This window comes from Pseudomonas sp. GM21, from assembly GCF_000282215.1.
Lineage (GTDB): Bacteria > Pseudomonadota > Gammaproteobacteria > Pseudomonadales > Pseudomonadaceae > Aquipseudomonas.
In genome coordinates this window covers 14,581-40,822 of record NZ_AKJS01000069.1, presented here as the reverse complement: position 1 = coordinate 40,822, position 26,242 = coordinate 14,581, and the positions used below count along the sequence as shown (strand labels likewise).

Sequence of the window (26,242 nt, the reverse complement as noted above, 5' to 3'; positions counted from 1 at the left end):
CGCGATGGCGTCCAGGCAGACACCACTTCCTTCTCCTCCTGCCGCATCGCCGCCAGCCCCCTTCCCGGTGATTGCCCCGGAGACTACAGCAGGAGTCGTGCCTAACTACAATTTCATTATATTTCAATTAATTGAAATACATTCCTATAAAAATCTACAGCTTTAGAAGGGCAAAGTGTTTATCCACTGTTGACCCGCAAACAGTCAGATCACCACATTGCGCACGAACCGCGCGGCCACTGGCCCGTCGTTGCGATAGCAATGCGGCTGGTTGCTGGCGAACATGTAGAACTCACCGGCAGCAATGTGCTGCGGCGTATCGCCCAGCATCAAGGTCAGGCAGCCTTCGAACACGTAGATCTGCTCGCTCCAGCCTTCGGCGTCCGGTTGCGACGGGTAAATTTCCCCCGGTTGCAGGCACCACTCCCACTGTTCCACTTCGCGAGTGGCGGTGGCTTTGGACAGTAAAACGGCTTTGCTGCCGGGGATTAATCCGGCCCACGCCACTTCGTTGATTCGACTGGGGTCGCGGGCATCCGGGGCCTGGATAAGATCGCTGAACGCCACGTCCAGCGCTTGGGCTACGCGGTCAAGGGTGGTCAGGCTGACATTCTTCTCGCCGGCCTCCATGGCCACCAGCATCCGGCGGCTGACGCCGGACTTTTCGGCCAATGCGGTCTGGCTCATGTCGGCGGCGTGGCGCAAACGGCGAACGTTCTGGCTGACGTGCTGGAGGACCGAAGCCCGTGTCGGGGAATCTTTGTGCACTATATTGCTCACTCGGTGGGGTTGGGCAGTATACTGCGCAACATTCGGCGCATTGTGCGTCCCCCTCAGGTAGTGTGCAAGGTCATGACGTCGGTGAACTCTTCCCCCCGTTTCTCACGGTTCAGCAAAGCCGAGTGCGTGCTGGTGCTGATCACCATGGTCTGGGGCGGCACCTTTTTGTTGGTGCAGCACGCGATGACCGTCAGCGGCCCGATGTTTTTCGTCGGCCTGCGCTTCGCCGCTGCCGCGATCCTGGTTGCGCTGTTCTCCTGGCGCCACCTGCGGCAACTGACCCTGTTCGAACTCAAGGCCGGGGCCTTTATCGGGGTGGCGATCATGCTCGGTTATGGCTTGCAGACGGTGGGTTTGCAGAGCATCCCCAGCAGTCAATCGGCGTTTATCACCGCGTTGTACGTACCCTTCGTGCCGTTGCTGCAATGGCTGGTGCTGGGACGACGTCCGGGGTTGATGCCGAGCATCGGGATCATGCTGGCGTTTACCGGGTTGATGCTGTTGTCGGGGCCTTCCGGCGCTTCGTTCAATTTCAGCCCTGGTGAAATCGCCACGCTGATCAGCGCCATCGCGATTGCCGCCGAAATCATTCTGATCAGCACCTATGCCGGCCAGGTCGATGTACGTCGGGTGACGGTGGTGCAATTGGCAACCACGTCGGTGCTGGCGTTTTTGATGGTAGTGCCGACTCAGGAACGTATTCCGGACTTCTCCTGGTTGCTGTTGTGCAGCGCGTTGGGCCTGGGCGCGGCGAGTGCGGCGATTCAGGTGGCGATGAACTGGGCGCAGAAGAGCGTTTCACCGACGCGGGCGACGTTGATTTATGCGGGAGAACCGGTGTGGGCAGGAATTGTCGGACGGATTGCCGGGGAGCGGTTGCCGGCGATTGCACTGCTGGGCGCGGGGTTGATTGTGGCGGCGGTGATTGTGAGTGAGTTGAAGACCAAGGGTAAGGTCCCAGCAGAGCCAGAGTTGGAGCAGGAAACACCGGTTGAACCTTAATATCTCGATTGCCAGTCAGATCGCTATCGCGAGCAGGCTCGCTCCCACAGTTTGATTGCATTCCCCTGTGGGAGCGAGACCGGCTTGCCGGCGATGGGTCCAGCCCGGTGGATACAAATCTTTGAAACAATGTGATCCAAGGTTTTTGCGTCTACCGTGAAGGATTCTGCGACAGCATGGCGTTTGGCGATCCGGGTTGTGGCACGTATGATGCTTCACAAACTTCCGCAGATTAGAAGCCTATGTCCCTGATAGTTCTACTGCTTCTGCCTTTTATCGGCAGCTGTCTGGCAGCCGTGCTGCCGCACAACGCGCGTAATACTGCCTCCCTGCTGGCGGGCCTGGTCGCACTGATCGGCACCGTCCAGGTCGCGCTCTTGTACCCGCACATCGCCCAAGGCGGCGTGATCCGCGAAGAATACTTTTGGCTGCCAAGCCTCGGTCTGAATTTCGTCTTGCGTCTGGACGGGTTCGCCTGGCTGTTCTCGCTGCTGGTGTTGGGCATTGGCACACTGGTCTCGTTGTACGCACGCTACTACATGTCGCCGGACGATCCGGTACCGCGATTTTTCGCGTTTTTCCTGGCGTTCATGGGCGCCATGCTCGGGCTGGTGATTTCCGGGAACCTGATCCAGATCGTATTTTTCTGGGAGCTGACCAGCCTCTTCTCGTTCCTGCTGATCGGTTACTGGCACCACCGCAGCGACGCACGACGCGGTGCCTATATGGCGCTGATGGTGACCGGTGCGGGCGGCTTGTGCCTGCTGACGGGAGTGATGCTCCTCGGCCATGTGGTCGGCAGCTATGACCTGGACAGGGTCCTGGCCGCTGGCGATCTGATTCGCGCACACGCCCTCTACCCGCTGCTGTTACCCCTGATCCTGGTCGGCGCCTTGAGTAAAAGCGCGCAATTTCCTTTCCACTTCTGGTTGCCCCATGCGATGGCGGCGCCGACCCCGGTCTCGGCCTATCTGCACTCGGCAACCATGGTCAAGGCCGGGGTGTTCCTGCTGGCACGACTTTGGCCTTCGCTGTCCGGCAGCGAAGAATGGTTCTACATCGTCAGCGGCGCCGGCGCCTGCACCCTGCTGCTGGGCGCTTACTGCGCGATGTTCCAGAACGACCTCAAAGGTTTGCTGGCCTATTCGACCATCAGCCATCTGGGCCTGATCACCCTGCTGCTGGGCTTGAACAGCCCGCTGGCGGCCGTGGCTGCGGTGTTTCACATTCTCAACCACGCCACCTTCAAGGCCTCGCTGTTCATGGCCGCCGGGATCATCGACCACGAAAGCGGCACCCGCGACATTCGCAAGCTCAGCGGCCTGATCAAGCTGATTCCGTTCACCGCCACCCTGGCCATGGTCGCCAGCGCCTCGATGGCCGGCGTGCCGTTGCTCAACGGTTTCCTCTCAAAAGAAATGTTCTTTGCCGAAACCGTGTTCATCAATGCCACGGCCTGGATCGAATGGAGCCTGCCGATTGTCGCGACCATCGCCGGTACCTTCAGCGTCGCCTATTCGCTGCGCTTCACCGTCGACGTGTTCTTCGGCCCGACCGCCACCGACCTGCCGCATACCCCGCACGAGCCACCGCGCTGGATGCGCGCGCCGGTGGAGCTGCTGGTGTTCACCTGTCTGATTGTGGGGATTTTTCCGGCGGTAGTCGTCGGCGCCATACTGGCTGCCGCGGCCCTGCCGGTAGTGGGCGGCACCCTGCCGGAATACAGCCTGGCCATCTGGCATGGCTGGAACGCGCCGATGATCATGAGCCTGATCGCCATGTCCGGCGGCATCGTGCTCTATTTGCTGTTGCGCAATCAGCTCAAGCGCGGGCGCTTCAAGTACCCGCCGATGATTGGCCGGCTCAGCGGCAAGCGCCTGTTCGAGCGCAGCCTGGTGATCATGATGCGCCTGGCCCGTCGTCTGGTGCGGCGGATCAGCACCCATCGCCTGCAAACCCAATTGTTTCTGGTGGTCCTCGTCGCCGTGTTGGCCGGGTTGATCCCGATGCTCCACAGCAGCCTGAGCTGGGGCGACCGGCCGAAAATTCCCGGTTCGATCGTGTTTGTGACCCTCTGGCTGCTGGCGATTGTCTGCGCCCTCGGCGCGGCGTGGCAGGCCAAATACCACCGGCTTGCGGCCCTGACCATGGTCAGCGTCTGCGGTCTGATGACCTGCGTGACCTTCGTCTGGTTTTCCGCGCCCGATCTGGCACTGACGCAACTGGCGGTAGAAGTGGTGACCACGGTGCTGATCCTGCTGGGCCTGCGCTGGCTGCCACGACGAATCGAAGAAGTGTCGCCACTGCCAAGCAGCTTGCGCAAGGCGCGCATCCGGCGTATCCGCGACTTGTTGTTGTCGACCGTGGTCGGTGGCGGCATGGCCCTGCTGGCCTATGCGATGCTGACACGCCAGACGCCCAACGACATTTCCTCGTTCTACCTCAGTCGTGCCCTGCCCGAAGGCGGCGGTAGCAACGTGGTGAACGTGATGCTGGTGGACTTCCGCGGCTTCGACACCCTCGGTGAAATCACCGTACTGGTGGCCGTGGCCCTGACCGTATTCGCCCTGCTTCGACGTTTCCGTCCTCCGAAAGAAAGCCTGCAGCTGCCTGCCCAGCAACGCCTGCTGGCACCGGACGTGGTCACTGACCTGGTCAACCCGCGCCACGCCAGCGACACCGCGCTGGGTTTCATGATGGTCCCGGCGGTGCTGGTGCGCCTGCTGTTGCCGATTGCACTGGTGGTGTCGTTGTATTTGTTCATGCGCGGGCACAATCAACCGGGCGGCGGTTTTGTCGCCGGACTGGTGATGTCGGTAGCGTTCATCCTGCAATACATGGTCGCCGGCACGCAGTGGGTCGAGGCGCAAATGAGCCTGCGACCGCTGCGCTGGATGGGCACCGGGCTGCTGTTCGCCACGGTCACCGGGCTCGGAGCCATGGCGGTCGGTTATCCGTTCCTGACCACCCACACCTGGCATTTCACCCTGCCGGTACTGGGTGACATTCATATCGCCAGCGCACTGTTTTTCGATATCGGCGTGTATGGCGTGGTGGTCGGTTCGACGCTGCTAATCCTCACCGCCCTCGCCCACCAATCGGTTCGCGGCCACAAAACCGCAGCCCAGCCCAAGCCTGTCGCCACGCAAGGAGCCGTCTGATGGAAGAAGTCATCGCAATCGCCATCGGCGTGCTCGCCGCGTCCGGCGTGTGGCTGATCCTGCGGCCACGGACCTTTCAGGTGGTGATGGGGCTGTGCCTGCTGTCCTATGGCGTCAACCTGTTCATTTTCAGCATGGGCAGCCTGTTCATCGGCCGGGAGCCGATCATCAAGGACGGCGTTCCGCAGGACTTGTTGCACTACACCGATCCATTGCCGCAGGCGCTGGTGCTGACCGCCATTGTCATCAGCTTCGCCATGACCGCACTGTTTCTGGTGGTGCTGCTTGCCTCCCGGGGCTTGACCGGGACCGACCATGTCGATGGCCGGGAGCCTAAAGAATGAATGCGATGACGCACCTGATCGCCGCGCCGATTCTGCTGCCGCTGCTGACCGCCGCCATCATGTTGATGCTCGGCGAGAAACACCGGCCGCTGAAGGCCAAAATCAACCTGTTCTCCAGCCTGCTCGGCCTGGGGGTTTCGGTGGCGCTGCTGCAATGGACCCAAACCACCGGCGTGCCAGGTTCCATCGGAGTGTACTTGCCGGGCAACTGGCAAGTGCCGTTCGGCCTGGTGCTGGTGGTTGATCGCCTGTCTGCACTGATGCTGGTGTTGACCGGGATCATTGGCGTCAGCGCGTTGCTGTTTGCCATGGCCCGTTGGGATGGCGCCGGTTCCAGTTTCCACGCACTGTTCCAGATTCAATTGATGGGGCTGTATGGCGCGTTCCTGACCGCCGACCTGTTCAACCTGTTCGTGTTTTTCGAAGTGCTGCTGGCGGCGTCCTACGGTTTGATGCTGCACGGTTCCGGCCGGCCGCGCGTGTCGGCGGGGCTGCATTACATCTCGATCAACCTGTTGGCGTCGTCGCTGTTCCTGATTGGCGCGGCGCTGATTTACGGCGTCACCGGCACCCTGAGCATGGCCGACCTGGCGTTGAAAATCCCGCTGGTGCCCGAAGCCGACCGTGGCTTGCTGCATGCCGGCGCGGGGATTCTCGCGGTGGCGTTTCTGGCCAAGGCCGGAATGTGGCCGCTGAACTTCTGGCTGGTGCCGGCCTACTCCTCGGCCAGCGCGCCGGTAGCGGCCATGTTCGCGATCATGACCAAGGTGGGCGTCTACACCTTGCTGCGATTGTGGACGCTGCTGTTCTCCGGTCAGGCTGGGGCGTCTGCCTACTTTGGCGGCGAATGGCTGATTTACGGCGGCATGGCGACGATTGTCTGCGCAGCCGTGGCGATTCTGGCGGCCCAACGCCTGGAGCGCATGGCCAGCCTGAGCATTCTGGTGTCGGCCGGGATTCTACTGTCAGCGATCGGCTTCGCCCAACCGAACCTGATTGCGGCGGCGCTGTTCTATCTGGTCAGCTCGACCCTGGCGTTGAGCGCGTTGTTCCTGCTGGCCGAGTTGATCGAGCGTTCCCGCTCGGTCAATGAACTGCCGCTGTTCGATGACGCCGACCTGATTGCGCGACCGGTGCCCTCCGCGCAACCGCCCAAAGGCATCAACCTGGATGACGATCTCAAAGCCGTGGTCGGCCAAGTGATTCCCTGGACCATGGCCTTCCTCGGTTTGAGTTTCATTGCCTGCGCACTGCTGATCATCGGCATGCCGCCACTCTCCGGCTTCATCGGCAAACTCACCCTGCTCAGCGCCCTGCTCAACCCGCTCGGCCTGGGCAATGGCGCAGGTGAACCGGTGTCGAATGCGGCGTGGGGATTGCTGGCGCTGTTGATTCTGTCGGGGCTCGCCTCGCTGATCGCGTTCTCGCGCTTGGGCATCCAGCGTTTCTGGACCCCGCAAGAACGTCCGTCGCCGCTGCTGCGTCGGTTTGAATGCGTGCCGATCATCGTGCTGCTCGGGCTGAGCATTGCGCTGACCTTCAAGGCCGAACCGCTGCTGCGCTACACCCAGGCCGCCGCCGATGCCTTGAACAACCCGGAGCAATACGTGATGGCCGTGCTCGGGACGCGTGCTGTGCCAAGCCCGGCAGCCAAAGCGGCGATGACGGAGGTGCAACCATGAAACGCCTGCTCCCTTCACCCTGGTTGTCGCTGGGGCTCTGGCTATTGTGGCTGGTGCTGAACCAGTCGATGAGCCCGGGCAACCTGTTGCTCGGTGCCCTGTTGGGTTTCTGTGCACCGCTGATGATGCGCCGGTTGCGACCACTGCCGATTCGTATTCGTCGCCCCGGGGTGATCCTGCGTTTGCTCCTGGTGGTCGGTCGCGACGTGGTGGTGTCCAACCTCGCCGTGGCTTGGGGCGTGCTGAATGCCGGTCGCCGGCCGCCGCACTCGCGCTTCATCAAAGTGCCGCTGGACCTGCGCGATGCCAACGGCCTCGCCGCGCTGTCGGCAATCTGCACCGTGGTCCCGGGCACCGTCTGGTCGGAGTTGGCGCTGGACCGCAGCATTCTGTTGCTGCATGTGTTCGATCTGGATGACGAAGCGCTGTTCATCCAGCACTTCAAGGCGACCTATGAACGCCCCTTGATGGAGATCTTCGAATGAGCGCATTGCTGTCGAACGCAATCCTGCTGAGCCTGTTCCTGTTTTCCGTGGCGATGATCCTGACCCTGATCCGTCTGTTTAAAGGGCCATCGGCCCAGGATCGGGTACTGGCGCTGGATTACCTGTACATCATCGCGATGCTGATGATGCTGACGCTGGGTATTCGTTATGCCAGTGACACCTATTTCGAGGCGGCGCTGTTGATCGCCCTGTTCGGCTTCGTCGGCTCGTTTGCCCTGGCGAAATTCCTGCTGCGTGGCGAGGTGATCGAATGAGTGGTGAACTGTCGCTGTGGGTCGAGGTTCCAGTGGCGATTCTGCTGCTGCTCAGCAGCTTGTTTGCGCTGGTCGGCGCCATTGGCCTGGTGCGCATGAAGGATTACTTCCAGCGCATGCACCCGCCGGCGCTGGCTTCGACATTGGGCGCGTGGTGCGTGGCGCTGGCGTCGATCATTTACTTTTCGGTGCTCAAGTCGGGGCTGGTGCTGCATGCCTGGCTGATTCCGATTCTGTTGGCGATCACCGTGCCGGTGACCACCTTGCTGCTGGCTCGGGCGGCGCTGTTTCGCAAGCGCATGGCCGGGGATGATGTGCCGGCTGAGGTGAGCAGTCGGCGGACTGAGAGCGGGAGCTGAATCAAGGGGTTTTGTATTGACTGGCAGGGCCTGCTCGCGATGGCTATTGCCCAGACAACTCAAATCCAGGCAACTGCCAACAGTCCAGCCCCCAACACCACACACAAGGGCGAATACACCCAGGTATCGAGCCGGGCAAACATCGAGTCCTTGACCTCTTTGAAGAACCCCACCAGGTTCGAATCTCCAATCGCCCGGGCGAACATCAGTATTGCAATGGCACTGATCACCCATTGCAGCCACCGGTCATGCACCAAAGGTAAACACAGACCGACTCGCAAGCACACCAGCATGGCGATCAACAGCAACCCCACCGCCACCAGCAACGTCAGCCAACCCGACGGCTTGAACGCAGGCCTTGATTGCGCGCCGCCCTCCCCGGGTACTCGTGGTACCGCCGCTTCACTACCCCATTTGCCGCCCGACGCCCAATACACGTGGATCAGGCTAATAATCAAAAAGATTGAAGCCATCCATTGCGCGACCATCAGACTCATATTCGGGCATCCATCCAGTGGGAGCGAATGTGCTCCGGGCGGTGATAGCGATACTCGGCAAAATACAATCGGGTGAGCCATCGGTTTACTTGAGGTCGGCGTTGACCTTGTCGGCCACCTCTTTTGGCACCCACGCCTGCCAGATCTCAGGGTGTGCCTTCATGAACGCTTCCGCCGCCTGGCGCGGTGGCGTATGTTTTTCGCTCATCTCGGCCAAGGCCTTGTTTAATGGATCGATCGGCAAATCGACCTTGCTGAAGAATTCGGCGATTTGCGGGTACTGTTTTTGAAACGGCGCAGACACACCGATGGACAGCTTCGAGGGCAGCGAACGCGTCGGCTTGGGATTGGGATTGTCGGCGTCGGTCAGGGTTTTCCAGGCTTCGGCATCGAAGGGTGGCTCCTCCAGCTGAATCAGCTTGAAGCGCCCGAGCAAGGGCGTCGGAGACCAGTAATAGAACAGAACCGGCTTACCCCGATGGATCGATGAAGTGATTTCTGCGTCCAGCGCGGCCCCGGAACCGCTGCGAAAGTTAACGTAGCTGTCGTTCAGGCCATAGGCGGCGAGTTTCTGCTTGTTGACCACTTCTGATGTCCAGCCGATCGGGCTGTTGAGGAAGCGCCCCTTGCCTGGGCTTTCGGGGTCGGCGAACACGTCTTTGTATTTGGGCAGGTCGCTGACACTGCGCAGCCCCGGCGCGAGCGGCTTGATGCCTTTGGCCGGGTCGCCCTTGATCACGTATTCCGGGACCCACCAACCCTCGGTGGCGCCCTTGACCGTATCGCCCAGGCTCGCCACCTTGCCTTCAGCCTCGGCCTTGACCCAGACCGGGCTGCGACCGGCCCATTCTTCACCAATGACCTGAATGTCATTGTTGGCCAGTGCGGTTTCCAGGGTGATCGTGGTGCCTGGCAAGGTATCGGTCGGCAGCCCGTAACCCTTTTCGACGATGATCCGCAGGATATCCGTGATCAGACTGCCACTTTCCCAATTGAGGTCGGCGAAGTGGATCGGCGCCTGGGCCGCGAATACCGGAAGGGGTGAGGTCAACAACCCGACACTGGCCAGTGACGCCGCCAGCAACCGTCGAAATCCTTTCATGCTTTTGCACCTCGTGCTGTTCACAGCAATAGCAGGATGGCCTGATGAACGACCGCAGCCTCAAAATATTCAGTCAATTGACTGTAGTAGAGGATCCTGATTTCGAGGGGCGGGAATTAACTTTAGTCAGCGGCCTGCAAGCGTGACAACTCTCTTCGGACCATGCTGGCGTACGCCGCCGGACGCAGTGTATAAATCTGTGACGCTACCCAATTCAGCCAGGCTCCCTGCAGAACAGCCTTCTGCTCGAAAAGCCGCCGGGCCTCGGTAAGTGCACTGGCCTGGTTCTGTTCGTGGAAATCGGCGCGGGTCAGGGTCATTACTCGCTGGCCTTGAAAGTCACCAGCTCGCCCTTGCGCCACTTCGCGGCCTTGGCGGTTACGGCTTTCAGGGTTTTAGTCAGGCCTTCCTGTAACTGTTGGTGGGCGGCGAACACCGTGACCACGCTATGGCCTTCCTTGAACACAATTGCCTGACCATCGGCGGTGGTGACAAACGCGTAATCGCCCAACCCATACACCGTCAGTTTGATTTCGCGAAACTTGATGTCCAGCTTGCCACCTTCGCGGCTCGGTAGAACAGAGGCGCTGAAATGATCGCCGACCTTGAGTTTCAGCCCCGGCTTGTCGTCCACCACCAGCGCTTCTTCGGTGTCGACCTCGGCAATGTAAATGCCTTCGGCGTTTTGTTCGGTGATGTAGACGAAACGAGATTGAAACTGTTTAACCAACTTTGCGCGCAAATCACCCAACACGAACAAAGCATGCATATCGAGATTACTTACTGCCAAGGAAACATCCCCATATCTGAAATTGGATACCGCACGCAGGAAAGGCGCACAGCAAAAAAAAGCGGCCATACCGATAGTCTTGCAAAAAATCCGGGTTGAAATCCTGATCCGGGCAGAGGGCTCGTGCATCGCGAGGTTGGTGAGCGTACTGGAATACCACTCGCGCCGTCTTCCCTCAACGTCGTCAGAGGTTGAAGGAAAATACCCTTCTTGCTGCCAGAGGAAACAGGATGACTAACTTTAAGGATAAAACGCTTCAAGAAAAGCACTTTTCTGACATATCGCCCGCAAAAAATTGCTTTAGATGTACAGCATTCGCCAACCCGTGATGGCAATTCTAGAGCAGCGATGCTGACAGAGACTACCCAAAACGACGTACATACGTCGGTAAAACAATGAAAAGGACTTCATATGTGCACTATGACTCATTTTGCAACCGCCCAGATGCCTTATACGCACGACGCCTCGTCGCACCCTCAGGGAATACTCGAACGACCTCGATTGCCCCCCGAAGCCCCTGCCTGGCCGAGATTTCAGGTGATTTTGGCCGGCAACGCGTTTTTCCATATCAAGGAAGCCGCCACCGGTCGCGTCAGAGGTTTCCGCGGCGACCACAATGAAGCCTGTGCACTTGCCCGCTCACTTGAGTCACGCGAATGAGGCGCCGCAGAGCTCAATCCAGCCGACGTTTCGTCACACCGCCGACTTAACTCAGCCGTCGGCGGGCAACTGCTGCCATACTGCCCGCCCCATGAAACCCGTTCCCACGTCGGACGGCGCTCAAAACAACAAAATATTTCCAAGGGAAGGCTGCTACGTGACGGAATTTGATATTGGCGAATTTATGATCCGGGGCGAAGCCAGAGAGATCGACGGCGAATTCCAGGCAGTGATTGTCATGCGCGCCAAACCGAAATTGACCACGGTGACGTATCACCAGGTCGAGAAGGATCGCTGGTTCAAAACGGCGGATGTTGCCGCCATTGCCGCCCAGGAATCGGCCCAAGCCCTGAAGGCGGCTGTCGATGCAGGTGCATTGAAAGCCTGATCATCGAATTTGCCGTCTATGCTCACTCCTGCTTTGGAACATCCATCGAACTCCTGAAGCGCGGCCTCCTCAGATGCAATGAAGCCGCCCTTCAGATCTCGCACTCGACGCGAACCACCAGGAGATGAACATGGATTCACCCACACACGACTTGAAAGGCTTGTTCGACCAACTCGGCCTGGACTCCAGCCAGAAGGCCATCGATGATTTCATTGCCAGCCATTCACCGTTGGCTGACGACAAAAAACTGATCGACGCCGAGTTCTGGACGCCTCAGCAAGCCGGTTTCCTGAAAGAGCAATTACGGGAAGACGCCGACTGGGCGCGGGTGGTCGACGAACTGAACCTGCGTCTGCATCAGGTTCACTAACCCGGCTGTCAGGTGCCAGCTGCTACAAGGTTCGCTACGATATTGGGCCTCTAGCGAGCACTCTGTGGCTTGTAACCCAACCGCAACCCACCCCAGTGCCGGCCCTTGAGCATGATCGGCACCGAGAGGTCGTGCATCAGTTCGCCGGTGTCGCGGGTGTACGTCTGCAACAACACGGGTTGTTGATGGCTGCCACAGCGGATACCGGTGCGATCGGCGAATTTACGTTTGGTGCGGTTTTGCAGGGTATCAACCTGCGTGTCGCCGGTTAGCGCCTGGCAGAAGACCGTGTTATGGGTCGGCACATACCCCTGCTGTGTGCAGGCGATGGCAAACACCAATCCTTCATGACGCGGTAGCAACGGCTCCTGAATCGCCGGCAAGACCTGATCGGTGTAGCGGTCGAAACGGGTTTGAAACTTGACCGGGCTGGTTTTGGGGATCGCCTGGTAATTTCGGTCAAACAGGTCATCAAGGCTGACACGCCCCTGGTCGATATCCGCTTCGAAACGTGCGGCAATTTGACTCGCGCCTTCGCGGGCCAGGTCATAAATACGTTGGTGATAGTCATCCAGGCCGACTTCGGCCAGGCGTTCACTGATGGATTCGGCCTGACCTTCCATTTGCACGGCGGCCTGGGCCAGACGCTGGGTCTGTTGGTCGCTGACCGCCAGATCGCTGCGCATCTGTTCGATGGCATGGAACAGGCTGTCGAGTTGTTCGCGATTGGTGTCCGCGCCCCGAGCGATTTCCCCGACCTGATGTTCAACGCCAGCAGCCAGCCGTGCGATGTTTTCAAGGTGTTGACCGGTGTGCTCGACTTGCTCGACACCGCTGTCGAGGTCGCTGGACAGTTGGCGAATCTGCTCCACGACCTGAGCGGTGCGTTGCTGGATATCGGCCACCATCTCGCCGACCTCACCGGTCGCTGTCGCCGTTCGCGCCGCCAGACCGCGCACTTCATCGGCCACGACCGCAAAGCCGCGACCGTGCTCACCCGCCCGCGCGGCTTCAATAGCGGCGTTCAACGCCAGCAGGTTGGTCTGGTTGGCGATGGACTGAATCACCAGCGTTACCCGCTGGATGTCGTCACTGCGCAGGCTCAGGGCCTCGATCAACTCGCGACTGTTGCTGGCGCGCTGACTGAGTTGATGCATTCGGGCGATGGATTCAATCAGCTCCTTGCGCCCTGCTGCGCCGCTTTGATGAGCTTCGCTGGCAGCACCAAGGGCTTCACGGCTGAGTTTGGAGGTAGCCTGCTCGGTCGCGATCATCACCTCGGCATTGCGGACAATTTGTGCCGCCGCGCTGAGTTGCGACTGCAGTTTGTCCGCCAGTTGCTTGACCGAAAACGCTACGCCGGCTGCGGATAGCGCGTTATGACTGGTGGTGTAGGAAAGGTCGCGAGTCAACGCGGTGATGGTACTGGAAGCGTCCATCGAGGTGACCTCGGGCGTAGCGCGGGAGCGTAGACGCGGCAACCACACAATCAACACGGCCAAGGGCAAGCCAAGGTAAAGCGACCAGCCACCCAGCGCCATGCCGCTCAACAACAGCATCAGGGCGACACTTTGCAGGGTCGGGGTCAGCCAAAGGTTTTTCGGCAAAAGCACTGGCGCAGGCGCTGCCGCCGCCAGAGATCCGTCTCTCGTCATCTTCATCACCCCATGACCTTCTAATTGTTGTCTGCGCATTTAACGCCACTACAAGGCCATTATCTATGATCCATTAGTCGTGGTTTTTGCAGCCGAACAATAGAGGTGCGCGAGGTTTTTCGCAGACGAAAAAAAGCATCGCGGGCCAGCCCTGCTCCTTTTGGAGTGAGGCTCGCCCGCGATGCGGGGCGCTACGAAATCAGGCCTGACGCTGGTGCTTGTCGATCTGTTCGTGACGCTCTTGAGCTTCGATGCAGTACTTGGTGGTCGGGCTGATCAGCAGGCGTTTGAGGCCAATGGCCTCGCCGCTGTCGTCGCACCAGCCGAAGCTGTCTTCTTTGATGCGTTCCAGAGCCTGTTCCAACTGAGGCAGCATGCGCTGGTCGCGATCGATCGCGTTTACCAGCCAGGTGCGCTCTTCTTCAACGGAAGCTGCGTCTGCCGGATCGGCCGGGGTGTCCAGGCTCTCGATGGCGATGCGGTTCTGTTCGATGCGCTCATGGGTTTCGACTTTCATGTTCTGCAACAGCTCGGAGAAAAAAGCGTGCTGCTCAGCATTCATGTAGTCATCCGCCGGCATGGCCAGCAACTTGTCCTTTGTCATTGATATCTCTATAAAAAAACGTGCATTAAGGCGAATTAGGGAGCGTTCCGGCGGACCTGGTGAGGCCATCGGAAAGGCGCCGTTTATTCCAAGCGCCACCCGGCACTCAATTTACGAGGGGCGGCAGTCTAAGGCCGACTTGAGGCCCCAGCAACTGAAAAGTCAGCGAATTTGTCCGACAAGGTACGTAAAGTGCTCTATGGCAACCGTTGCCGCCGTTATCGGAGTGCGTTTATAGCAAGAAATTCAATTGAATGGCGGTATATAGGAGACAAAAGGCCGCGCAAGGCCTGATGCCGATCAGTCAAGGAGCAAAACCTCAGCTAAGGTTGTCCGTCCCGCGATGGTCCTCTGAAGAAATGTATTAATGAAAGAAACGCTTGAGGCATTCTTCAGTACCCCCGATAACCTGAGCCACCCCCTCAACCGGACTTACCCATGACCGCCGCCGAACAGCCCTCCCCGGCGCTGAAGGAAATCTTCAACGCCGAGCGCCTCAAGCACATCGCGACCGAAATGACCGCGGTTTACCCCGACTTCAACGCCAAGGCCTTCCTGAAGATGGCCAACGATGGCCTCCTCGACTTGTCGATCATGCAGCGCATGGCCCGGGTCAGCGAAAGCCTGCACGCGGTATTGCCGCTAAGTTACGACGAATCCATCGACGTGCTGCGCGCCCTCGCCCCGCGCCTCAACAGCGGCTTCGTCAGCATCTCGCTACCGCATTACGTGGCGCTGTATGGCGCCCATGATTTCGAACAGTCGATGGACGCGCTCAAGTACTTCACCGCGTTTGGTTCGGCGGAGTTTGCGATCCGCTATTTTCTGCGCAGCGATTTACAGCGTTCATTGGCGCTGATGCAGCAATGGTCGCGGGATGACAATGAACACGTCCGGCGTCTGGCCAGCGAAGGCAGTCGACCGCGTTTGCCGTGGTCGTTTCGGCTGGAACAGATTCAGGCCGATCCGACACTGGCCGCCGCCATACTCGACAACCTCAAGGCGGACGAAAGCCTTTACGTGCGCAAATCCGTCGCCAACCACCTCAATGACATCACCAAGGATCACCCCGAGTGGGTGCTGGATCTGATTGAGGGCTGGTCGCTGGAAAACAGACACACCGCGTGGATTGCCCGGCATGCGTTGCGCAGCTTGATCAAACAGGGCAATCAACGGGCACTGGCGATTATTGGGGCCAGTGGCAAGGCTAAGGTCGAGATTATTGAGGTGAAGGTCGAACCGGCGGTGATTCGTCTGGGAGAGAAAATCACACTGTCGTTTGTGGTGAAATCCACGGTAGCAGAGAGTCAGCGGCTGGTGATCGATTATGCAATTGACTACGTCAAAGCCAATGGCAGCACGTCGGCGAAGGTGTTCAAGCTTAAGGCGGTGACGTTGCCTGCAAAGGCGACTGAACGGGTCAGCCGTGGTCAGCAGATCAAGGAGCTCACCACGCGCAAACACTATGTGGGCGTGCATGCCGTGCACATCCTGGTGAACGGCGAGCGCCGGGCCAGCACCTCATTCGAAATCATTGCCTGAAATATGCCCTATTTCTGTAGGAGCAGACTGCTCGCAAAGGGTTACTGATTTAGCCGCGGGAATCAGGTCATACGATCTCCATCCATTCATCAAGGCACCCAAAAACTGCGCTAAAGCCCAACAACAAAGCCTACAGCCCTCCCAATCTCTCTTGCCCGACCTACCCGAATACGGTACAAATCGACCAAGTTGTACGACAACATAATAAAAACACCCACGCCATCCCCGAGTTGGCCTGTCACCCTTCGAGATCTGCCATGCCCCGCCCTACCTTAGCGCAAACCGTACCGCCGCCCTTCCCCCGCCATCTCGCCGTGATCATTCTTATGTGCATGGGCTGTGCGTTCGCCGGTAACCATGTGGCGGCGCGGGTCGCTTTTGATGATGGCGCGGGGGTGTTGCTGGCTATTTTGATGCGTTCTGGTGGGACCTTGCTGGTGCTCGCCATCCTGGTGCTGTGGCAAAGACAAAGTCTGCGTCTTCCGGCGGGTGCCTGGCGCTGGCAATTGCTGTTGGGCCTTCTGATTACCGCGCAGAGCCTGTGTCTGTACTCCGCCGTCGCACGGGTCCCGGTGGCGCTGGCGCTGCTGGTGGCCAACGTGTTTCCCATCCTGCTGGCGTTGCTCACCTGGGCGCTGGGAGGCCCGAGACCGACCGCTCGCACAGCTTCGTTGATGGGTTTGATTTTGGTGGGACTGGTGTTTGTGCTGGACGTCCCCGGGCGTCTTTCGACCACGACCAACGTCGGCCCGGAATGGCTGCTGGGCGTCGCGCTCGCATTCTGCGCCGCCAGCGTGTTCGCCTGCGCGCTGTGGATCACCGACCACAAGTTGTCTCAGGTACGTGGTTCGGTGCGCAGTCTGTTGACCATTTTTATCGTCTTCAGCAGCGTCAATCTCGCGGGAATGACTGGCGCCCTGCCAGGCGGACTAAACCTGCCTGCGACCTCGACAGGATGGCTGGCCCTCGCCACCTTGGTGGTGCTGTACGGCACCGGTTTTATCGTGCTGTTCATTTCGGTGCCTCGGCTGGACATGCCACGCAATGCGCCGGTAATGAACATCGAGCCTTTGGCGACGTTGCTGATGGGCTGGATTGTGCTGGATCAAATGCTCAGTGCGGGGCAGGTTCTGGGCGGGGTGATTGTGGTCACCGGCATCGTTTTGCTGACGTACCGCAAATCAGCTATCAAGGCTGAGGCCAAAGCCGTGGTGTGAGAATGCCTCGATAGGAGGGCTCTTCGCGGACGAGCGTTGCACCAGGTTTTTGCCCCTTTTTGTGAGGGTTCCTAAGGCTTTATACCAATCAATTGCTGATATTCATCTGTGCGCTTTAGCGCCACTAGCGCCTTATTGAAGCGCTCCAGTGCCGGCTGCACATTCATGGCTTTGCTAAAGGCCAAATGTAGAGGGTCGCGAACCAGGGGTTTGGGTAGCATCACAAATTGGTTTCGATTGGCCTCAAGCCCAGGGTCCGAGGCCAGTATGACTTCAAGCCCGGCAATGCCATTGCCAATAATCGCCACATCTATGCGGCCGGCCAGTAACTTCAGCAGTCTCGATTGCCCACCGTTTTCACGTTCCACGTGCAGCTCGCCGTTACTGATGGCCTGATCAACGACTTCACCGTAGCTGGCACCAGACAGACCGCCGAGCTTCTTGCCCTGCAAGTCTTTGAGCGTATTGAAGTCAAACTCATGGCCTTTCAAAACCACCAAACTGATGTCGTCGTCGTAAATCGGTAGTGAGAAATCGTAGAACTTTTCGCGAGCCTCGTTACGCGAAATATTGGTGATACCACCGTCGCTATTTTGAGCATTCTTCAACGCTCGCTTCCATGGCAATAAGCGCAGCTCATAGGTATCGCCGGTATCTTTTTCCAGTCTGGCGAAGATCGCCGGCAGGATTCCAGCGGTCTGATCGTTATCCAGGTAAATAATCGGCGGGTAGCTATTGTCGCCATAGATCACCAGATTCTCGGCGCTAACGCACAGCGTCACGCAAAAAAGAACGCACACGCAAACCGCAGCAGAGCAGTAGCCTTTTATCGTCATAAGCGTCTCTTCTGGGGATTCCTGAAGACTATCAGGCAACTGAAAATGTGTTTGAGATCTTCCCATTCAATAATTCCCTGACCCCATGACCGATGATTACGCTGATTGCAACGCGCGGGACGTGCAGTTCGTAAACAGGTTCTCAGCCCTGCGCAGTGATACTGGCTTTACTTCGGAACATGGCGGTATCGGCCTTGAAAATCAGCTCGTCGAGAAGTTCACCATCTTCCGGGTACAGCGCCACGCCAAGGCTGGCGCTGACCTTGATCTGGCTGTTTTTCCAGGGAATGGCCTGGGCGATGACCTTGCAGATTTCCTGGGTGAGGCGCTGGATATCGCGTCTGTGATGCGCGCCGTCGAGCAACACGACGAATTCGTCTCCGCCCATGCGCGCGGCTAAATCGGACTCTCTAATATTGGATTTTATGGCCCAAGCCGCGTGGATCAGGATGGCATCGCCAGCCTGGTGGCCGAAACAGTCATTGATCTGCTTAAAGTGGTTCAGGTCGATATAGCATAGCGCCAGGTGTTCCCCACGGCGCTTGGCGCTGAGCAGCTTCTGATTGGCGAAGGGAATAAAACTGTTGCGATTGGGTAAGCCAGTCAGGCTGTCATTGAAGGCTAGCTTGCGCACTTCCTCTTCGGCCAGTTTGCGTAACTTGATCTCGTTGCGCAGGCGGCGCTGGGCTTTCAATAGGGCCAGGGTGAAAATCAGCGCCAGAGCGCAGCCAATGCTGATCATGACAATAATCTTGCGCAGCCGCTCGACAAGCTGTGGGGGGTTGGGATCGTAGATGAAGTCTTTCAGACCGTCGATGCTGGTGACCATGCCCAGTTCGAGGAAGGCTTCAGCCATACGTTGCCAGCGTCCGGGGTTCATGTGGCCGATCTCGATCAGGTCGGGCAGCACCAGCGCACGCATGGCTTGGGCTTCGAACTGCAAGTGTGCGCGGGTTTTCTCCACCGAATACTGATTGAGCAGCAGGTCAATGATTGGCTCGGGGTTGTCCATCGCGTAGCGCCAGCCACGCAGGCTGGCGCGGCGGAAGGCTTCGGCCCGTTGTGGATGTTCGTCGATCTCGGCCTGGCTGGTGAACAGGATGTCGCTGTAGAAGTCGATCCCGTAGGTGACGGGCGAGATCACGTTGTAGTCGATACCGCGCTGTTGCAGGTAGAAGGGCTCGTTGGTCAGGTAGGAGTTGAAGGCCGTCACTTTGTCGTTGGCCAGGTCCTCAACGTTATAACTGCTGGGCAGCAATTTCAGTTTCTCGAGGTCTATGCCCTCGTGGCGGAACATGGCCAGAAAATCGGCGTCGGTCTGTGCATCCATCAGCATCACCGGCTTGCTGATCAGGTCGTGCACGGTGTGAACACCTTTGTCGGCCCGCGCCAGGAGCACTGAGGGGGAATGCTGGAAAATCACCGCCAACGCCACCAAGGGCTTGCCGTGCAAACGTGCGTAGAGCAATTCGCTGTTGGCTTCGCCGTAATGGGCGCGCCCGGAGAGTACTTCTTCGACGGGTGTGATGCCGGGGCCACCTTCGTGTAGGCGCACCTCCAGACCTTCTTCGCGGTAATAGCCTTGGGCGACGGCGGCGTAGTAGCCAGCGAACTGGAACTGATGTTTCCAACGAAGCTGTACGTCAATCACCTGCAGGACGTCATCCTGTTGGCTGACTGGGTTCGCCCATGCTGCCTGGGCTGAGAGCAGCACGAAAAACAGCAGCCGACGCAGCTGAGTCGACAGAAGTCGCTCCGGCTCGCGTGGCGTGATAGAGCAGCAACAGAGACTGGGCATGTTGATCGTCAGTGAGTCGCGGTTAATGCTTGGCGTGCTTATGATGCATGGCATTGTGGCATCACTGGACGGTGCCAGCAATCACGTGCGGGGATAAGAAAAACGGCTGTTACGGTTTCCCGAGTTCAGCACGAAAGCGACCTTCACCTTATCGGGTGAAATTTTGAAGCGCTCGGACTCCAAGCGCTTGGTAAGAGCAGTAGCGGTCAAGGCATGCAAGCAGGTGAAACAGCAGATATGCGCGCCTATGGGGGCAACCGCTTCTGGCCGGCAACAGCCTTTTGCTACAGGCACGAATCGGCCAATTACTGCCTGTCAGGAAGGGCAGAAAACGTCCAGAAGCGGACTGTTCGTTCTCGCCTGCTCTTTCCTCATCCGGGAGTTTTCAGTTCAAAAGTACAGGCAGATTTTGCCGAAGTGGCTGCCGGTGATCTGATGGGCAAAGGCCTCGGCAATCTGTTCCAACGGATAGCAGCTGTCGACGACGGGACGCCAGCTGAAGTTTTCCAACGCATGCACCATGTCCTGCTGCTGCTCGCGGCTGCCGACGATTAGGCCTCGCAGGGTTTGCTGCTTACGCATCAACTCCAGGGTTGGAACGCTGCCGGAAATACCGGTGAGCACGCCGATAAGCGCGATATGACCGCCGGGCGCGCAGGCACGTATGGACTGGGGCAATGTGCCCGGGCCACCCACTTCGACCACAACATCAGCACCCCGTCCCTCGGTCGCGCTCAACACGGCATCGCCCCATTCAGGTTGGTCTTTGTAGTTGATGACGTGGTCGGCCCCCAGCGCCAGCAGACGCTCCATCTTGGCCGCCGACGAGGTCGTGGCAATCACCCGCGCCCCCATGGACTTGGCCATCTGCAAGGCGAATATGGAGACACCGCCAGTGCCTAGTATCAACACCGTGTTGCCGGCTTGGATGCGTCCGTCCACCACCAGTGCGCGCCAAGCCGTCAGGCCGGCGGTGGTCAGCGTGGCGGCTTCTTCATGGGTATAACCCTTGGGAGCCAGGGTGAAGGCATCGGTGGCCATGTTGACAACTTCGCGGGCAAAGCCGTCCACGCCATCGCCCGGCACTGTCTGGAAGGAGGTTGGTATCACGCGACCCGACTGCCAGAGGGGGAAGAAGCAGGACACCACGTGATCGCCCACGGCGAACTCGGTTACGCCTTCACCCACGGCGGTGACGACACCTGCGCCATCGGACATGGGGATGCGCCCGTTCTCCGCTCGGACGTGACCGGTAACCACGCCGAGGTCATGGTAGTTGAGCGAGCTGGCGTGAATGCGCACCTGGATCTCGCCAGCTTTCGGTGCGCCGGGGGCGACCATGTCAAAAAGGTGCAGGTTATCAAGGCAGGCGGGTTGTTGCAGTTGAATGGATTTCATGAATGTTCTTGAGACAGCCTGGATGCGATGTGAGGAGGAGTTTACAGACGAGGAACGGGTCAGCCTTTCATTTAACGACAGCGCTTTTTCTTTTGGTGACAACTTATCCATTGGGTCCATTTGCTTTCCTTCAGAAGCACACTCAGTCAGCATCATTCATTAAAGTAGCCGCGCTGCTTTTTCCTTTCTTTAGCAGTTTCTATGGTTGATTGACACCTCTGACGACAGACAGCCATGGGGCGTTTTTACCGAAAGCTGATACGTCTTGCATACAGATGCCAACTGACTACCCCCCCTCTGTGACGACGGACTATCCGACCGCCACAGAGGGTGTGTACTTACTCCTTCAACTCAACCTTATCCAGCGCCTGATTCACCGCCAATTCCCCCAACATCACCACTTGCGTAATTCCCAACAACGTCTTGCGGTGTGAGTTCTCCAATAGCGCCGCGAAATTGCTGAGCATGGTGGTGGCCGAGCCCAGTGATTCGCTGGCATTGGCCAGCAGGGATTCGGTGTCGTACTTGGGGTTGGCGAGGAACATGGGTTCGGGTTCGTTCGTGCTGGCCATGATGTGGGCCGCCGGATTGAGATAGTGGTCGAGGGCGCGTTCGGCCGCTTCGTGGAATTTTTTGGAATCGAGGGATTCGTAGGGCGATGCCGGATCGGACCCCGGTGGGTTGGGTGTTGGTTTGAACATAGTGAAACTCCTACTGCAGATTTGAAGGAGCCGTCACCCTTGCTACCAAACGAGGGTGGCGGCCATACGCGGGTTGGTAGACCGGCTGCAATAGGAAACCCGGCGCTCACAAAGGAGCCCCACGCATGACCACCATATAAAGCCGAGCCGCAAAAAAGAGACTGCATAAGGTGTAGCCATACGACAATTTGCAGACGGGCTACCAAACCCGATCACTGTTTTTCAGTGACCGGAAAACGATATAACCGCCCCAACAGTCGTACAAGCCGGCGGATTCTGTCTTACCCGTAGGCAATGACGCAAGGCGTTGTAGCCTTTGGGTGGTAACAGGAGGCTTCGTTTAAACAGGCGGGAATTTTGTTGTTTAAGCACCAACAAAACACAGGAATTTTCTGGTGGGTACGGGCGGTGTTGCGACAAATTCGCTGATTTGACACCTGCTCGGGAGCGGGTCTCTGAGCAGGCGTCACATCAGCAGGCATGCCAGCACACCCTTGTGGGGCATGCATGACACTTCAGATCATTGAGCCGAGCGCACCTTGGCAATTTCTTTGTACATCATTGCCACCAGGTCAGGGTTCAAGCTCTTGGAGAACTTGTCGATAACCGGCTGTACGCGTGCGCGGAAACGATCTTTCTCCTCAGGAGAAATGTCATTGACCGCAACTTTGCCTTCGATCGCAGCGCGCGCCTTGTCCATGCTGGCAGCCGTTACTTCGCGCTGGAACTTCTGCGCTTCGGCAGCGGCTTCGCGAATCAGCGCCTTCTCGTCGTTGTTCAAAGCATTCCAGGTCTTCTGACTAATAATCAGCGACTGCGGGTTGAAGATATGGCCAGTCACCGATACATACTTTTGTACTTCGAAAAACTTATTGCTCTCAATCACGGTGAAGGGGTTTTCCTGACCGTCGATGGTGTTTTGCTCAAGACCGGTATAGACCTCGGGGAATGCCATCGGCACCGGGTTTGCACCCAGGGCAGAGAAGGTTTCCAGGTAGATTGGCGACTGGATCACGCGGATCTTCAGACCCTGCATGTCCTCCATCTTGGTCACCGCATGTTTGTTGTTGGTCAACTGGCGAAAACCCAGATCCCAATAGCCTAAGCCAACCAGGCCTTTACTATCCAACTGTGCGGCCAGCTTTTCCCCGACCGGCCCGTCGATCACCGCGTGTGCTTCATTTACATTGTTAAAAAGAAAGGGGAAATCAAGCATCGCAAAATCAGCGGCCTGGGAGGCCAGAATACCGGAGTTGAGCACGGTCATATCCAGCGTGCCGCCTTGCAAGGCGGAAACAGTCTGCACGTCTCCCCCCAGGGTACCGCCCGGGAACAGCCGTACTTTGAGTTTTCCTGCGCTCTTCTCGCTGAGCAGATCGGCAAACTTCTGTGCGCCCTGACCTTGCGGGTGTTCTTTGACATTCTGGAAAGCGAAACGCAGCGTGCGTTCACGAACTTCATCAGCGTGACTGGCAACACTGGCCAAAAGCAGTCCAGTAGCACAGGCGCTGGCAAGCAGGGTCTTCATCAATTTATTCATCTTATTCTCCGTTCATTATTATTAGATGTGGCGTTACACAGCTTCCACCGGTATTACCCTGTGAAAAATTTCAGCGGCCCCAGGACCAGTTGCGGAAACAGCACCAGCAGGAACAGCACCGTAAGTTGCGCAAGCAGGAAGGGCCAGACACCCCGTATGATTTCATCCATCCCTATTTTGGATACTCCGCATACCACGTTGAGCACCGTGCCTACAGGAGGGGTGATCAGGCCAATCGCGTTATTAATCAAAAACAGAACACCGAAATAGACCGGGTCGATACCTGCCTGGGTAACCGCGGGCATCAGCACTGGCGTCAGGATGAGGATGGTCGGCGTCATGTCCATGACTGTGCCGACCAGAATGACCAGCAACATAATCACGACCAACAGTAGGGTCTGATTACTCATGAACGGTTCAAGGATCGCCGCCAACTGGCCGGGCAGATCGGCAATAGTCACCAGCCAGGATGAAACCATAGCGGCAGCCACCAACAGCATCACCACAGAGGTGGTCTTGGCCGATGACAGAATAAGCTCATACAACTGGCTGACTTTTATTTCCCGGTAGATCACCAGCGCCACGAAGAGCGAATAGACCGCTGCCACCACCGCCGCTTCTGTCGGCGTGAAGATGCCGAATTTGAGCCCAAATACAATGATCAGTGGCAGGCCCAGTGCCCAACTGCCGTCGATTAATGTACGCAGCACTTCGGCACGCGAACGCTTGGGTGGTGTCTCGACATTCTCGCTACGCGAGATAAACCACCAGGCGATAGCCAGTGCCACACCAAGCATAAGGCCCGGCACAATACCTGCGAGAAACAACTTGGAGATCGAGACCCCGGACGCGACGCCGAAGACAATAAAACCGATGCTCGGAGGGATGATAGGAGCAATGATGCCACCGGCGGCAATCAATCCGGCCGAGCGACCTCGGTTATGCCCTGCCAGTACCATCATTGGCACCATCAATGCCGCCAGCGCTGCAGCATCCGCTACCGCTGAACCGGAGAGCGAGGCAAGCAGGCAAGAGGCGATGATCGCTACATAGCCAAGACCGCCACGCTTATGCCCGACCAGCGCCATGGCAATATTGACGATACGCTTGGACAGGCCACCCGCATTCATGATTTCGCCGGCTAACATAAAGAAAGGCACGGCCATCAGAGGGAAACTATCGGCACCATTAAGCAAATTCTGCGCGATGATCTGTGCATCGAACAAATCCAGGTGGAACATCAACGCCACACTGACCAGCAGTAAAGCAAAGGCAATTGATATACCCAAAGCCATGGAACCGAGCAGCGAACCCAGGAAGATAGCTAGAGTCATGGGCGGGTGCTCCCGGGATTGCCATGTTGCGCAGTCTGCTTGATTGCCTCGCCAACATCGTTGACGTCTTCACCGCGTTTGTCGAAGAGCACCAGATAGAGTTCGTAAACGATGATGACAGCGGCGCTGGCACCGAATACCAGACCTGCACCATAGAACAAAGCCATGGACAGGCCTGATGCTGGAGCGACCACATCCAGGTTGATCACTGCCTGCTGCCAACTTCCGCTGAAGATCAGCCAACAGATAAACAGCGATAGCATGTGTCCCGCCACCAGACAGGCACGTTGACCCAGGGGAGGAAGCCGCTTGACCAGGCTGTCCATGCCAAGGTGGGCGCGATCCTTGAGTGCCACAATGGAACCAAGAAAAATCATCCATACGAAGAACCAGCGCGACAGCTCCTCAGACACACTGATACCGGAATTAAAGGCATAGCGTAGAACGACGTTTCCGAAAACCAGCACAACCATCGCTAACATGCAAAGCACAATTAACAGTTTCAACAGCTTGAAATACAGATCCGCTATTCTTTTCATTATTTGAATCTCTCAGACTTTTTATTGCAGCAGGCCTCGCGACGCGATAGCACCCACGAAAGGCAGGCCAATATCGGGTCGTAGAATTACCTGAGGACGCTCTAACTTGAAGCGGCAACTAAAAAGTTTATTTGAGACGATGCGAAACCATTCGAGGTGCAGAGCAGAGGTGGGGAGGCAGCATTGAGAGTCGGTAGACTGTTCAGCATGGGAGTTTCCTCTAATTTTTTTTATTGAGGCCTTAGCAGGGCAAAGCAATCGCCAATCAAAATGTACGAACCAGTTAACCCGGTCAATAGACTGTCGTCAGCCTTGCGCTGACTTTGTAGCGTCCAGCCACTCATAAAAGCGAGATAAAAATTCATAACCGAATGAATACAAAGGGAAAACTCTATTTTTCCCTACCAAGACATTGGGTACTGCCAGCACACACGACGCAACAAAAAGCGTGCGATTATCGATTGATTGCTGCCACCCACCTCCAGGCCACACTCACTATGCCGGTTGTGATCCACTGTTCGCCCTGCGTCCGTCTCTGGAGCGCCCAATGCCGCCCATCACCCTGCGCCTGGTGACGCTGTTGGTTCTTTGCCTGACGCTGGAAGTGTCAGCCCAGACCAACGTCTGCCCGACGGGTGAGCAACAGGTGTGTCTGGACGACTGCTTCTGCTTGCCAGACATGGGACAGCTGCTCGCCCCCCTGCCTGATGGCCTCTACCAGTACGCGGCACCCGCCTTGGCGCTGTGGCTGACCCAAGCTCGCGATGAAGCCGCCATGGCCGGCCTCCAACCCATTCCACCGCACATCCGGGAGCAACTGCTGCGTTGGTACGATCCCGGCGTTCTCGATGCCGTGCGCTACAAAGTCAGCGATAACGGCCATTTCAGCGCAGCCACGGCCATGCTGCAAAACCCCGATATCGGGGCCTTGACGCTGATCGATATCATCCTTTTCCGGGACGCTGAAACCGCCGAAGAAAACATCGCACTCTGGGCGCACGAGCTAAAGCATGTGCAGCAGTTTCAGGAATGGGGGGCAGAAGGATTTGCCCTGCGCTACACCCAGGATTTCAATGTTGTGGAGGCGCCGGCTTATGCCATACAGGTTGAGGTCAGGCAGTGGGTACGGGCGGCGGAGCGACAACAGCAGTGTGTCAGCCAACATCCATGTTGAATGGGCTGC

The 26,242-nt window shown here is 57.9% G+C and carries 27 protein-coding genes; 13 read left to right on the top strand and 14 right to left on the bottom strand.

Translation table 11 applies throughout. The features are described 5' to 3' along the window. Positions 1 to 204: 204 nt before the first annotated feature. Complete coding sequence (locus tag PMI22_RS19490; RefSeq protein WP_033049060.1) at positions 205 to 768, bottom strand: helix-turn-helix domain-containing protein; 564 nt, start codon at positions 766 to 768, stop codon at positions 205 to 207. Between PMI22_RS19490 and PMI22_RS19495 the strand changes: the two genes are divergently transcribed. From PMI22_RS19495 to PMI22_RS19525, 7 genes are all read left to right on the top strand, one after another. Then, entirely contained in the window at positions 763 to 1,782 is a 1,020-nt protein-coding gene (locus PMI22_RS19495) for a DMT family transporter (RefSeq protein WP_007944723.1), read from the top strand. The two genes, PMI22_RS19490 and PMI22_RS19495, sit on opposite strands and share 6 nt — an antisense overlap. Positions 1,783 to 2,024: 242 nt before the next feature. After that, on the top strand, positions 2,025 to 4,943 hold the full coding sequence (locus PMI22_RS19500; RefSeq protein ID WP_007944722.1) for a monovalent cation/H+ antiporter subunit A: 2,919 nt from the start codon (positions 2,025 to 2,027) through the stop codon (positions 4,941 to 4,943). After that, positions 4,943 to 5,287 carry a Na+/H+ antiporter subunit C gene (locus tag PMI22_RS19505; RefSeq protein ID WP_007944721.1) on the top strand — a complete coding sequence of 115 codons (345 nt, stop codon included), beginning with the start codon at positions 4,943 to 4,945 and terminating at the stop codon, positions 5,285 to 5,287. The genes PMI22_RS19500 and PMI22_RS19505 overlap by 1 nt, the downstream gene beginning before the upstream one ends. Then, positions 5,284 to 6,969, top strand: coding sequence for a monovalent cation/H+ antiporter subunit D (locus PMI22_RS19510; protein WP_007944720.1), 1,686 nt, complete (start codon positions 5,284 to 5,286; stop codon positions 6,967 to 6,969). Before PMI22_RS19505 ends, PMI22_RS19510 begins: the two co-directional genes overlap by 4 nt. Further along, on the top strand, positions 6,966 to 7,454 hold the full coding sequence (locus PMI22_RS19515; RefSeq protein ID WP_007944719.1) for a Na+/H+ antiporter subunit E: 489 nt from the start codon (positions 6,966 to 6,968) through the stop codon (positions 7,452 to 7,454). Before PMI22_RS19510 ends, PMI22_RS19515 begins: the two co-directional genes overlap by 4 nt. Next, positions 7,451 to 7,729 (top strand): K+/H+ antiporter subunit F, encoded by a 279-nt coding sequence (locus tag PMI22_RS19520; RefSeq protein WP_007944718.1) that lies wholly within the window; start codon positions 7,451 to 7,453, stop codon positions 7,727 to 7,729. The genes PMI22_RS19515 and PMI22_RS19520 overlap by 4 nt, the downstream gene beginning before the upstream one ends. Further along, positions 7,726 to 8,088, top strand: a complete 363-nt coding sequence (locus PMI22_RS19525) for a Na+/H+ antiporter subunit G (protein WP_007944717.1) — start codon at positions 7,726 to 7,728, stop codon at positions 8,086 to 8,088. The genes PMI22_RS19520 and PMI22_RS19525 overlap by 4 nt, the downstream gene beginning before the upstream one ends. Positions 8,089 to 8,147: 59 nt before the next feature. On the opposite strand, the gene PMI22_RS19530 is transcribed toward PMI22_RS19525, so the two are convergent. The 4 genes from PMI22_RS19530 to PMI22_RS19545 all read right to left on the bottom strand — a co-directional run bounded on the left by PMI22_RS19530 (position 8,148) and on the right by PMI22_RS19545 (position 10,477). Continuing rightward, positions 8,148 to 8,585, bottom strand: a complete 438-nt coding sequence (locus tag PMI22_RS19530) for a DUF3995 domain-containing protein (protein WP_007944716.1) — start codon at positions 8,583 to 8,585, stop codon at positions 8,148 to 8,150. 85 nt (positions 8,586 to 8,670) lie between these two features. Next, positions 8,671 to 9,687 carry an ABC transporter substrate-binding protein gene (locus PMI22_RS19535; RefSeq protein WP_007944714.1) on the bottom strand — a complete coding sequence of 339 codons (1,017 nt, stop codon included), beginning with the start codon at positions 9,685 to 9,687 and terminating at the stop codon, positions 8,671 to 8,673. Positions 9,688 to 9,809: 122 nt separating this feature from the next. Continuing rightward, complete coding sequence (locus tag PMI22_RS19540; protein ID WP_007944712.1) at positions 9,810 to 10,007, bottom strand: hypothetical protein; 198 nt, start codon at positions 10,005 to 10,007, stop codon at positions 9,810 to 9,812. Then, positions 10,007 to 10,477: a hypothetical protein gene (locus tag PMI22_RS19545; RefSeq protein ID WP_007944709.1), complete on the bottom strand. Its 471-nt coding sequence runs from the start codon at positions 10,475 to 10,477 to the stop codon at positions 10,007 to 10,009. The genes PMI22_RS19540 and PMI22_RS19545 overlap by 1 nt, the downstream gene beginning before the upstream one ends. Positions 10,478 to 10,888: 411 nt before the next feature. Between PMI22_RS19545 and PMI22_RS31970 the strand changes: the two genes are divergently transcribed. The 3 genes from PMI22_RS31970 to PMI22_RS19555 all read left to right on the top strand — a co-directional run bounded on the left by PMI22_RS31970 (position 10,889) and on the right by PMI22_RS19555 (position 11,895). After that, the gene (locus tag PMI22_RS31970) at positions 10,889 to 11,137 is read left to right on the top strand and encodes a hypothetical protein (protein ID WP_007944708.1); all 249 of its coding nucleotides are present in this window, start codon (positions 10,889 to 10,891) and stop codon (positions 11,135 to 11,137) included. A 157-nt stretch (positions 11,138 to 11,294) separates the two neighbouring features. Then, on the top strand, positions 11,295 to 11,525 hold the full coding sequence (locus tag PMI22_RS19550; protein WP_007944707.1) for a hypothetical protein: 231 nt from the start codon (positions 11,295 to 11,297) through the stop codon (positions 11,523 to 11,525). A gap of 130 nt (positions 11,526 to 11,655) precedes the next feature. Next, complete coding sequence (locus PMI22_RS19555; RefSeq protein WP_007944706.1) at positions 11,656 to 11,895, top strand: DUF2789 domain-containing protein; 240 nt, start codon at positions 11,656 to 11,658, stop codon at positions 11,893 to 11,895. 50 nt (positions 11,896 to 11,945) lie between these two features. Here PMI22_RS19555 and PMI22_RS19560 read toward each other — a convergent pair whose 3' ends face one another. Continuing rightward, complete coding sequence (locus tag PMI22_RS19560; RefSeq protein WP_443200808.1) at positions 11,946 to 13,169, bottom strand: methyl-accepting chemotaxis protein; 1,224 nt, start codon at positions 13,167 to 13,169, stop codon at positions 11,946 to 11,948. 580 nt (positions 13,170 to 13,749) lie between these two features. Beyond that, positions 13,750 to 14,154 (bottom strand): TraR/DksA family transcriptional regulator, encoded by a 405-nt coding sequence (locus PMI22_RS19565; RefSeq protein ID WP_007907888.1) that lies wholly within the window; start codon positions 14,152 to 14,154, stop codon positions 13,750 to 13,752. Between the two features lie 438 nt (positions 14,155 to 14,592). On the opposite strand from PMI22_RS19565, the gene PMI22_RS19570 reads away from it, so the two are divergent. Continuing rightward, positions 14,593 to 15,696 carry a DNA alkylation repair protein gene (locus PMI22_RS19570; RefSeq protein ID WP_007944704.1) on the top strand — a complete coding sequence of 368 codons (1,104 nt, stop codon included), beginning with the start codon at positions 14,593 to 14,595 and terminating at the stop codon, positions 15,694 to 15,696. A gap of 257 nt (positions 15,697 to 15,953) precedes the next feature. Further along, the gene (locus PMI22_RS19575) at positions 15,954 to 16,913 is read left to right on the top strand and encodes an EamA family transporter (RefSeq protein WP_007944703.1); all 960 of its coding nucleotides are present in this window, start codon (positions 15,954 to 15,956) and stop codon (positions 16,911 to 16,913) included. Between the two features lie 71 nt (positions 16,914 to 16,984). Here PMI22_RS19575 and PMI22_RS19580 read toward each other — a convergent pair whose 3' ends face one another. From PMI22_RS19580 to PMI22_RS19610, 7 genes are all read right to left on the bottom strand, one after another. After that, positions 16,985 to 17,815: a substrate-binding periplasmic protein gene (locus PMI22_RS19580; RefSeq protein WP_081502762.1), complete on the bottom strand. Its 831-nt coding sequence runs from the start codon at positions 17,813 to 17,815 to the stop codon at positions 16,985 to 16,987. A gap of 76 nt (positions 17,816 to 17,891) precedes the next feature. Then, positions 17,892 to 19,601: a GGDEF domain-containing protein gene (locus PMI22_RS19585; protein WP_007944701.1), complete on the bottom strand. Its 1,710-nt coding sequence runs from the start codon at positions 19,599 to 19,601 to the stop codon at positions 17,892 to 17,894. 336 nt (positions 19,602 to 19,937) lie between these two features. Further along, positions 19,938 to 20,945, bottom strand: coding sequence for a zinc-dependent alcohol dehydrogenase family protein (locus tag PMI22_RS19590; RefSeq protein WP_033049056.1), 1,008 nt, complete (start codon positions 20,943 to 20,945; stop codon positions 19,938 to 19,940). A 338-nt stretch (positions 20,946 to 21,283) separates the two neighbouring features. Next, positions 21,284 to 21,646: a DUF6124 family protein gene (locus PMI22_RS19595; RefSeq protein WP_007944698.1), complete on the bottom strand. Its 363-nt coding sequence runs from the start codon at positions 21,644 to 21,646 to the stop codon at positions 21,284 to 21,286. Positions 21,647 to 22,166: 520 nt separating this feature from the next. Beyond that, positions 22,167 to 23,186: a TRAP transporter substrate-binding protein gene (locus PMI22_RS19600; RefSeq protein ID WP_007944697.1), complete on the bottom strand. Its 1,020-nt coding sequence runs from the start codon at positions 23,184 to 23,186 to the stop codon at positions 22,167 to 22,169. Positions 23,187 to 23,239: 53 nt separating this feature from the next. Then, positions 23,240 to 24,520 carry a TRAP transporter large permease subunit gene (locus PMI22_RS19605; RefSeq protein WP_007944696.1) on the bottom strand — a complete coding sequence of 427 codons (1,281 nt, stop codon included), beginning with the start codon at positions 24,518 to 24,520 and terminating at the stop codon, positions 23,240 to 23,242. Beyond that, positions 24,517 to 25,059, bottom strand: a complete 543-nt coding sequence (locus PMI22_RS19610) for a TRAP transporter small permease (protein WP_007944695.1) — start codon at positions 25,057 to 25,059, stop codon at positions 24,517 to 24,519. The genes PMI22_RS19605 and PMI22_RS19610 overlap by 4 nt, the downstream gene beginning before the upstream one ends. Before the next feature lie 547 nt (positions 25,060 to 25,606). On the opposite strand from PMI22_RS19610, the gene PMI22_RS19615 reads away from it, so the two are divergent. Beyond that, a complete protein-coding gene (locus tag PMI22_RS19615) occupies positions 25,607 to 26,233 on the top strand; it encodes an eCIS core domain-containing protein (RefSeq protein ID WP_007944694.1) in 627 nt (208 codons plus the stop codon). Positions 26,234 to 26,242: the final 9 nt, after the last annotated feature.

What these genes read in the sequence shown, in the direction of transcription:
- PMI22_RS19500 (WP_007944722.1), top strand. Translation starts at nt 2,025, where the DNA reads ATGTCCCTGATAGTTCTACTGCTTCTGCCTTTTATCGGCAGCTGTCTG.
- PMI22_RS19505 (WP_007944721.1), top strand. Translation starts at nt 4,943, where the DNA reads ATGGAAGAAGTCATCGCAATCGCCATCGGCGTGCTCGCCGCGTCCGGC.
- PMI22_RS19510 (WP_007944720.1), top strand. Translation starts at nt 5,284, where the DNA reads ATGAATGCGATGACGCACCTGATCGCCGCGCCGATTCTGCTGCCGCTG.
- PMI22_RS19515 (WP_007944719.1), top strand. Translation starts at nt 6,966, where the DNA reads ATGAAACGCCTGCTCCCTTCACCCTGGTTGTCGCTGGGGCTCTGGCTA.
- PMI22_RS19520 (WP_007944718.1), top strand. Translation starts at nt 7,451, where the DNA reads ATGAGCGCATTGCTGTCGAACGCAATCCTGCTGAGCCTGTTCCTGTTT.
- PMI22_RS19525 (WP_007944717.1), top strand. Translation starts at nt 7,726, where the DNA reads ATGAGTGGTGAACTGTCGCTGTGGGTCGAGGTTCCAGTGGCGATTCTG.
- PMI22_RS19530 (WP_007944716.1), bottom strand. Translation starts at nt 8,585, where the DNA reads ATGAGTCTGATGGTCGCGCAATGGATGGCTTCAATCTTTTTGATTATT.
- PMI22_RS19535 (WP_007944714.1), bottom strand. Translation starts at nt 9,687, where the DNA reads ATGAAAGGATTTCGACGGTTGCTGGCGGCGTCACTGGCCAGTGTCGGG.
- PMI22_RS19540 (WP_007944712.1), bottom strand. Translation starts at nt 10,007, where the DNA reads ATGACCCTGACCCGCGCCGATTTCCACGAACAGAACCAGGCCAGTGCA.
- PMI22_RS31970 (WP_007944708.1), top strand. Translation starts at nt 10,889, where the DNA reads ATGTGCACTATGACTCATTTTGCAACCGCCCAGATGCCTTATACGCAC.
- PMI22_RS19555 (WP_007944706.1), top strand. Translation starts at nt 11,656, where the DNA reads ATGGATTCACCCACACACGACTTGAAAGGCTTGTTCGACCAACTCGGC.
- PMI22_RS19560 (WP_443200808.1), bottom strand. Translation starts at nt 13,169, where the DNA reads ATGATCGCGACCGAGCAGGCTACCTCCAAACTCAGCCGTGAAGCCCTT.
- PMI22_RS19565 (WP_007907888.1), bottom strand. Translation starts at nt 14,154, where the DNA reads ATGACAAAGGACAAGTTGCTGGCCATGCCGGCGGATGACTACATGAAT.
- PMI22_RS19570 (WP_007944704.1), top strand. Translation starts at nt 14,593, where the DNA reads ATGACCGCCGCCGAACAGCCCTCCCCGGCGCTGAAGGAAATCTTCAAC.
- PMI22_RS19575 (WP_007944703.1), top strand. Translation starts at nt 15,954, where the DNA reads ATGCCCCGCCCTACCTTAGCGCAAACCGTACCGCCGCCCTTCCCCCGC.
- PMI22_RS19580 (WP_081502762.1), bottom strand. Translation starts at nt 17,815, where the DNA reads ATGGGAAGATCTCAAACACATTTTCAGTTGCCTGATAGTCTTCAGGAA.
- PMI22_RS19585 (WP_007944701.1), bottom strand. Translation starts at nt 19,601, where the DNA reads ATGCCATGCATCATAAGCACGCCAAGCATTAACCGCGACTCACTGACG.
- PMI22_RS19590 (WP_033049056.1), bottom strand. Translation starts at nt 20,945, where the DNA reads ATGAAATCCATTCAACTGCAACAACCCGCCTGCCTTGATAACCTGCAC.
- PMI22_RS19595 (WP_007944698.1), bottom strand. Translation starts at nt 21,646, where the DNA reads ATGTTCAAACCAACACCCAACCCACCGGGGTCCGATCCGGCATCGCCC.
- PMI22_RS19600 (WP_007944697.1), bottom strand. Translation starts at nt 23,186, where the DNA reads ATGAATAAATTGATGAAGACCCTGCTTGCCAGCGCCTGTGCTACTGGA.
- PMI22_RS19605 (WP_007944696.1), bottom strand. Translation starts at nt 24,520, where the DNA reads ATGACTCTAGCTATCTTCCTGGGTTCGCTGCTCGGTTCCATGGCTTTG.
- PMI22_RS19610 (WP_007944695.1), bottom strand. Translation starts at nt 25,059, where the DNA reads ATGAAAAGAATAGCGGATCTGTATTTCAAGCTGTTGAAACTGTTAATT.
- PMI22_RS19615 (WP_007944694.1), top strand. Translation starts at nt 25,607, where the DNA reads ATGCCGCCCATCACCCTGCGCCTGGTGACGCTGTTGGTTCTTTGCCTG.